Origin of the sequence: Pelagibius sp., from assembly GCF_028281305.1 — a bacterium.
In the GTDB taxonomy this organism is placed as follows: Bacteria; Pseudomonadota; Alphaproteobacteria; order Kiloniellales; family Kiloniellaceae; genus Pelagibius.
The window spans coordinates 1-6,974 of the sequence record NZ_JANQKD010000057.1 but is presented as its reverse complement, the minus strand read 5'-3'; the positions used below and the strand labels follow the sequence as shown (position 1 = coordinate 6,974).

General features: G+C 67.0%; 6 protein-coding genes. 1 reads left to right on the top strand and 5 read right to left on the bottom strand.

What is annotated here, in order from left to right; all coding sequences use genetic code 11:
* From Q0982_RS12680 to Q0982_RS12670, 3 genes are all read right to left on the bottom strand, one after another.
* Nucleotides 1-381: ABC transporter substrate-binding protein (locus Q0982_RS12680; protein ID WP_299396086.1), on the bottom strand; the 381-nt coding region annotated here is incomplete at its 3' end.
* Between the two features lie 182 nt (nt 382-563).
* The gene (locus Q0982_RS12675; RefSeq protein WP_299396084.1) at nt 564-1,799 is read right to left on the bottom strand and encodes an amidohydrolase family protein; all 1,236 of its coding nucleotides are present in this window, start codon (nt 1,797-1,799) and stop codon (nt 564-566) included.
* A 67-nt stretch (nt 1,800-1,866) separates the two neighbouring features.
* The gene (locus Q0982_RS12670; protein WP_299396082.1) at nt 1,867-2,559 is read right to left on the bottom strand and encodes a DUF2927 domain-containing protein; all 693 of its coding nucleotides are present in this window, start codon (nt 2,557-2,559) and stop codon (nt 1,867-1,869) included.
* A gap of 275 nt (nt 2,560-2,834) precedes the next feature.
* On the opposite strand from Q0982_RS12670, the gene Q0982_RS12665 reads away from it, so the two are divergent.
* Nucleotides 2,835-4,490: a caspase family protein gene (locus Q0982_RS12665; protein WP_299396079.1), complete on the top strand. Its 1,656-nt coding sequence runs from the start codon at nt 2,835-2,837 to the stop codon at nt 4,488-4,490.
* A gap of 28 nt (nt 4,491-4,518) precedes the next feature.
* On the opposite strand, the gene Q0982_RS12660 is transcribed toward Q0982_RS12665, so the two are convergent.
* On the bottom strand, nt 4,519-5,577 hold the full coding sequence (locus Q0982_RS12660; protein ID WP_299396077.1) for an Ldh family oxidoreductase: 1,059 nt from the start codon (nt 5,575-5,577) through the stop codon (nt 4,519-4,521).
* A gap of 62 nt (nt 5,578-5,639) precedes the next feature.
* On the bottom strand, nt 5,640-6,974 hold a 1,335-nt coding region (locus Q0982_RS12655), incomplete at its 5' end, for a glycine cleavage T C-terminal barrel domain-containing protein (protein WP_299396074.1).

Genomic DNA, 6,974 nt, shown 5'->3' with positions numbered 1-6,974 from the left:
CTTGATGTCGGAGCCTTCACTGCGAATGCGCTCGACGGAGAAGATCACGTCATCGGCATTGAAGGCGTTGCCGTTCTGGAACGTCACGCCCTGGCGCAGAGTGAAACGCCAGGTGTCCGGCTTGACGTTCTCCCAGGAGGTGGCCAGAGCCGGCACCACCTCCAGATCCGGTGTCCGCGTGACCAGTCCCTCATAGAAATTCGACTGAAAGCCCAGGGTCATGGTCTCGAAGAGGCCATGGGGATCCATGGTCTGCACATCGCCCTGGAAAGCCCATTTGAAGGTCTTGGCCTCGGCGAGGCCGCCACTCACGGCCAGCGCCGCCCCGGCAACAGCCGCCATAAGGCCGCGCCGCAGACTTGTCCTCTGTCGCAAAAACATGGCTGTCTCCCTCAATCTACGTCCCTGTGCATAAGCCCCCATGCATTGCGGCGTCAGGCAGCAAAGCCTGAAGAATACTGGGGTTTCGTGTTTTGTGTGGCGCTCAGCCTAGTACGAGGCAGGCCGCTTTCACAAGCTGCTTGGAGATGCCGGAGGAGGTCGCCGGCCTGCAGTTGTCGTTCCTAAACAAGCTCCCGCTTTGCGAAAGCCCCGGCCTTCATGATCACCGGTATCCGGGCCCCCTGATGTTGCAGCAGCGAAAGGTCCGCCAGGAGATCGCCATCGACCACGATGAGATCGGCCTGGGCCCCGGGCGCGACCACACCGAGTTCGCCCTCCGCATTCATCAGGGCGGCGTTCACCGAGGTGGCTGCGCGCAGAACCTCGGCCGGCGACAGCACCTCCGCGCGGATCTCGAACTCCTGGGCCTGATGGACCTGCATGTCCCCGAGCAGATCGGTGCCGAAGCCCATCTTCACGCCGGCGGCCTTGAGGATCTCCAATGAGGTCAGCCCCGCTTCGCGCACGTCCTTCAGTTTGTCCTGGCTCACCGCCGGCAGGCCGAGCTCGGAGCCGAAGCGGTGCAGTGCGTCATAGGTCACCAGCGTCGGCACCACGTAAGCGCCTTCGGCCGCACAGAGCGCCGCCGTCGGTTCGTCGATCAAATTCGCGTGTTCGATGGAGCGCACGCCGAACTGGACGCAGCGCGAAATCGCTTCCGGCGTGTAGGCATGGGCCATGACATAGGTGCGCCAGGAGGCGGCCTCCCAGACGATGGCGCGGATCTCCTCTTCCGAATACTGCAGGTTCCAGATGGGATCGCTGGGCGAGGCGACGCCGCCGGAGGCCATGATCTTGATCTGGGTCGCGCCCCGGCGCAGCTCTTCGCGCGCCGCCTGGCGCACCGCCGGCACGCCGTCGGCGATGACCCCGAAGATCCGGCTGCCCTGGCCGCAGAAGCAGAACGCAGAGTGGTCCTCGAGCGCGCGGAAATCGGCGTGTCCGCCGGTCTGTGTGAGGGCCCGGCCCGAATAGAACAGGCGCGGCCCCTTGATGAGGCCCGCCTTGATGGCGAGAGCGAGGCCATAGTCCGCCCCGCCGGCATCGCGCACAGTGGTAAAGCCACGCAGCAGCGCGGCCTCCAGCAGCTTGCGCGCGTGCTGGGCCAGCAGGGAGCGCGGCATGGCCTCCATCTTTGCGAAATCCGGGTCCGCCGCGAAGGCATGGAAGTGGGCATCGATCAGCCCCGGCATCAGGGTGCGCCCGGCCAGATCGACGACCTCAGCGCCGTCGGCGGAGATCGGCCGGTCGGACACCTCCTTGATTCGCTCCCCTTCGACTAGAACGTGGCGGTCTTCCAGGAGCTCCGACCCCAGGCCGTCGAACAACCTGCCGTTTGCGAACAGAATCTGGCTCATGCTTTCCCCGCTCGTCACCGCGCCGCAGTCACCTCGAAACTCTAGGGCCTCGCCCTTTCAGAGGCAATCAGCCGCCCCGCTGCAACGCCTGCAGGGCTTGCCGTGTCAGGGGTTCCGCTTCGGCCCAGGACATGCCGGGACGCAGCGTGGGATCATAAAGCAGCCGCAGCAGCAGCCGGTCCCGTTCCGTCAGAGCGACTTGGCGCCCGGAATCGCTGAAAATCGAATCCGCCGTGGGATCGAGGTCGTTCATCAGGCCCAGGACCTGGGTCACCTCCTGCACCAGGCATCCCATTGAGGTCCGCTCGCCGCGGCCGCCGCGGATAAAGGCGACGGCGAAGTCGATGCTGCGCCCGCTGGGCCAGCCGCCCCAGAGGAAGCCGAAACAGGTGGCGGAGGGCTCCATCGCCGCCAGCAGCGCATCGAACTGCCCGGGGTCCGCAATCTTGTGGGCGAAGAGGGCGCGATGCCGTCTTGCCGCGGCAAAAGGATCCTCGGCCAGAAAGATCAGCAGATTGGCCTCGCCCGGGCGCGCGGCGGTGATCTCAAGGCCGGTCAGAGTCGCAAGATCGGCGAGGTGACGCCGCGCCATGGCCTGAAAGGCGGGCGGCGGTTGCGCCGCCGCGCTATCTGCATCCCCGGCAATCAAGGCCGCCCGAAGCGGCCGCGTCCACTTGGCCAGCGTATCGCCCCGGGCCCGGGGCCGCCCGTCGCTGCCGAGAACCGGCCGCTCCGTCCCATAGGGCCTGTTGAGATTCATTTCGCCGTCATGGTCCGAGCGGATTTGGCCCGCGGTTAGGAGCGACGAGGAAGGACATGCCCAAGCATATTCGACCCAGTGGGCCCATGGGAGCGACGCGGCCGCGGGCCGAATTCGCCGGATCCCTTCGGGACGGGGCAGATATGCGCCAGGCCCGCGTCGCGGACGCCTTGTGGGGGATCACCCCACGGCGCCGCCCGCTCCTAACCCTGGCGAATATCTGCTCCCGCCACGACGGCGAAATGAATGTCAACAGGCCCTAGTCAGGTTGCCTCATGAGCGACGACGCGCCAAAAGACAACGCGCCAGACGACGATACGCCGGACGACAGCACGGGCCAGCCCAAACGCTACGGTGTCCTGATCGCCAGCAGCGAGTTTCCGGACGAACCGAAGCTGAAGGATCTGGCCTGCCCCGAAAACGACGTCGACGGGCTTTCCGAGGCCCTCAACGATACGGCCATTGGCGGCTTCAGTGACGTCGAGGTGGTGAAAAACCAGCCCAGCCACCACGCGCTGCGCAGCGTCCACAAGGTGCTGCGCAAGGCGGGGCGCGACGACCTGGTGCTGATCTACTATGCCGGCCACGGCAAGCTGGACCGCGCCGGGCGCCTCCACCTGGCAACGACGGAGACCGTCAACGCGGAGCTCGAGACCACCTCGATTCCGGCACAGCGTATCCGCGATCTGATCGACAACGCCGACACCACAAAGATCGCGCTGATCCTGGACTGCTGCTACAGCGGGGCCATCGAGAAGAGCTTCCTGCGCGGCGATGTCGAAGAGCAGTTGCATGCCGTTGCCGGTGGCCGCGGGACCTTCATCATGACTGCCTCCACTGACGTGCAGACCGCACGCGAGGAAATCCGCGACGGCTATGGTGTCTTCACCAAGCATGTCATCGACGGTATGCGCGGGGGTGCCGATGCCGACGGCGACGGCATCGTGACGATGAACGAGCTCTATGACTACGTGCACCGGCAGGTCCTGGCGGACAGCCATCAGGTGCCGATGAAATGGAACCTCAATGTCGAGGGCGAGATGATCATCGCCCAGACCGGCCGCAAGCCGCGCGAGGAACGGCGCGCGGCCATCCGCACCCGGCTCTTCGCCCTGGCCGACGAGGGCCTGATGCCCGACGTCGTGTTCACCAAAGCCCTCGAGATCTCCAACCTGTCGTTCTCGGAAACCCGAAGCGGCGGTGCGGCGCAGTACGACGGCCTGCTGGATCAGGTCCTCGAAGAAGACCTGCGCGTCGGGGATTTCGTGAGCGCATGGCTGAAGGTGCCGCCCGACGATACGCCGGAGCCGGAGCCTGAGGCAGAACCGGAACCGCAAGCGCCGCCGGAGCCGGAAACGGAAGCGGCGCCTGAGCCTGAACAAGAGCCGGAAACAGAACCACCAGCGGAACCGCAAAAGCCGGAACCCGCGGCCGCCCCCAAAGACGAGGATCTGAAGCCGGAACTGCCGCCAAATTGGCCGCGGGCGCCGGTGGGCTGGTTCTGGCGGTTCATGGTCTTTCCCTACGAGGCCACCCAGGAAAACCTCGACCGGCATCCGCTCTATCGCTTGACCCACGGGCGCGCGGTCAGGGAACGCGAGATGGCCCGGCTGGCAGCCGGACAGAAAGTCGGAACCAGTTGGGGCGACGTGCTCGTCTTCCTGGTCTGGCTTATCGCCGTCATACCCATCGCCGGCGGCCTCGGCGAATTCTATCGGATCAACGATATCAGTTACTTCCACAGCTACGACAACGTCTGGCGCAGCGACTTCGAGTCGGGTGCCATGACCGGCACCCTGGCCTGGTCGGCGTCCGGCTGGCTTCTGATGAAGCGCGCCAGTTATCGGCTCAACGTCATTATCAAGGTCCTCTATTGGATCGGCATCCTCGGCGGCCTTTTCGCGACCGGCATTTTCATCAGCGAGACGTGAACCGGCACGCGATCAGACGGTCGGACAGTCACTCCGCGAGGCTGCTGAGAGGTGCGATGCCGAGTTCTCTTGCTGCGGCATCGAGCTCGGCAAGGGTATCGCGCGGGATGATCACACCGTCGCGCCGCTGGCGTTCTTCCGCGCGCGCTTCCAGCTCGCCGGGATAGTGGATCTCCTCGACGCCGGGCGCCCGGGGAACCGCCTTGATATCGGCGATCAGCTGCTCCATATCCGCCGCGAAATCGGTGGGCGGACGGAAGGCTTCGATGTTGAGGGCCATGACCAGGTGCCCAACGCCGCTGCGGCCCTCCGGCACGTAGGGCCCGACCACGGCCCCGCCGAAGCCGCTGCCGCTCAGCACGCCGGAAAGTACGTCCATCATGGCTGCGATGGCATAGCCCTTGTGGCCGGCCATGGGCAGGATGTTGCCGGCAATCCCCGCGGCGGGATCGGTGGTCGCCCGCCCCTCCGCGTCGATGGCCCAACCCTCGGGGATGGCCTCGCCGCGCTGGCGGGCGAGGTAGAGTTTGCCCCGGGCCACCGCGGTGTTGGCGATGTCCAGCAGCATCGGCGGATGGCGCCCGGCCGGCGCCGCGATGGACCAGGGGTTGGTGCCGATGAGCTTTCGCCTGCCGCCCCAGGGCGCCATGGCCGGGCTGGCGTTGGTCGAGAGGAAGCCGACGCAGCCATCCTCCGCGGCCATGCGGGTGAAGTACATCGCCGTGCCGAAGTGGCCGGAGTTGCGCACCGCGACGGCGCCGATCCCGTGACGCTTCGAGCGCTCGATCGCTTCGCGCATCGCCCGCACCGTGATCACCTGGCCGATCCCATCGCAACCGTCGAGGACCGCGATGGCACCGCCGTCCACCACGACCTTCGGCGTGGTCACGGCCCCCATGGCTCCGGACCTGAGCCACTCGCCATACCAGAAGGTGCGCATCACGCCGTGGGACTGATGCCCCCAGAGATCCGCCTGGACCAGGGTGTCCGCCAGCAGCGCGGCGTCGGCCTCGGGCACGCCCATGGCCCGGTAGGCCCCCGCCGCGAAGGTGGCCAGTCGCTCGGCTTGGATCGGATGGTCGCTCATCGCTGCTGTCCCCCGGGACCTGTATCGACCGGCGGGGGACACAGGCCACCCCCTCCCCGGCCCTATCCCAGCATGCGGGCGCGGGCCGGATCGAACAAGGGTTCGGGCTGGAGCTGGGCGGCCCGGCGTTCACCGATGATCTCCACTTCGAAACCGCCGTTCCGGCTCGCCAGCTCGCTGGGCAGGTAGGCCATGGCGACAGAACGCTCGGCGAAGTGGGCATAGCCGCCGGAGGTGACCCAGCCGACGACTTCGCCGTCGTGCCAGACGGCCTCGTCGCCGCTGACGTCGGCCACATCCGCATCGCTGCCGTTGGCATCGACCGTGAGGGTCACCAGGCGCAGCTTCGGCCCCCGCTCCTTGTCTTCCAGCACGGCGTCGCGGCCGATGAAGGCGTTCTTGCGCAGGTCGACGAAGCGGTCCAGACCCGCTTCCGCCGGCGTGTAGATCGGCCGGTACTCCCGCGCCCAGGTGCCGAAGCCCTTTTCCAGGCGCAGCGCGTTCAGGGCCCTGAGCCCGAAGGGCCGCAGGCCCAGGTCGGCCCCGGCCTCGGTAAGCTGATCGTAAAGCCGCAGCATGTAGTCCGGAGACACCCAGATCTCATAACCCAGGTCGCCGGTGAAGGAGATGCGGCCCACCCAGGCCGGCACCATGCCCAGGTCCATGCGGCGGAAGGCCATGAAGGGGAAGGCCTCGTTGGAGACATCGGCGTCGGTCAGCCGCGCCAGCAGGGTGCGGGACTGCGGCCCGGCGATGGACAGGCCCAACATCTCGTTGCGCAGGGAGCGCAGCGTCACGCCACTCTCCGGCAGATGGCCTTCGAACCAACGTAGGTGATAGCCCTCGGCAGCACCGGACCCGAAGATGAAGAAGCGCTCCGGCCCCACCTTGGCGACCGTGAAGTCGCCGATCAGCTTGCCGCGGGGGTTCAGCATGGGGGAGAGCAGGATGCGGCCCTCCCGCGGCATGCGGTTGGCCAGGATTCCGCTCAGCCAGCCCTCGGCATCGGGGCCCGTGACCTCATACTTGGCGAAGCCGGAGGTCTCCAGCAGGCCCACGGCCTCGCGCACCGCGCGGCACTCCGCCTTCACCGGCTCGAAGGCGTTGGAGCGGCGGTAGCCCGGCTGCTCGACAGGCTCCGCGCCTTCCGGGGCGAACCAGAGCGCCTGCTCCAGGCCGTAGCCGACGCCGAAGACGGCGTTCCGCGCCTTGAAGCGCTCATAGATCGGCGTGGTGCGCAGCGGCCGGGCGGCGGGCAGTTCCTCGTTGGGAAAGGTGATCTGGAAGCGCCGGCCGTAGTTCTCCCGCACCTTGGCGTTGGTGTAGGCCATGGTGGCCCACTCGCCGTAGCGGGCGACGTCCATGGCCCAGACGTCCATGCCCGGATCGCCCTCGAT

What these genes read in the sequence shown, in the direction of transcription:
- Q0982_RS12675 (WP_299396084.1), bottom strand. Translation starts at nt 1,799, where the DNA reads ATGAGCCAGATTCTGTTCGCAAACGGCAGGTTGTTCGACGGCCTGGGG.
- Q0982_RS12670 (WP_299396082.1), bottom strand. Translation starts at nt 2,559, where the DNA reads ATGAATCTCAACAGGCCCTATGGGACGGAGCGGCCGGTTCTCGGCAGC.
- Q0982_RS12665 (WP_299396079.1), top strand. Translation starts at nt 2,835, where the DNA reads ATGAGCGACGACGCGCCAAAAGACAACGCGCCAGACGACGATACGCCG.
- Q0982_RS12660 (WP_299396077.1), bottom strand. Translation starts at nt 5,577, where the DNA reads ATGAGCGACCATCCGATCCAAGCCGAGCGACTGGCCACCTTCGCGGCG.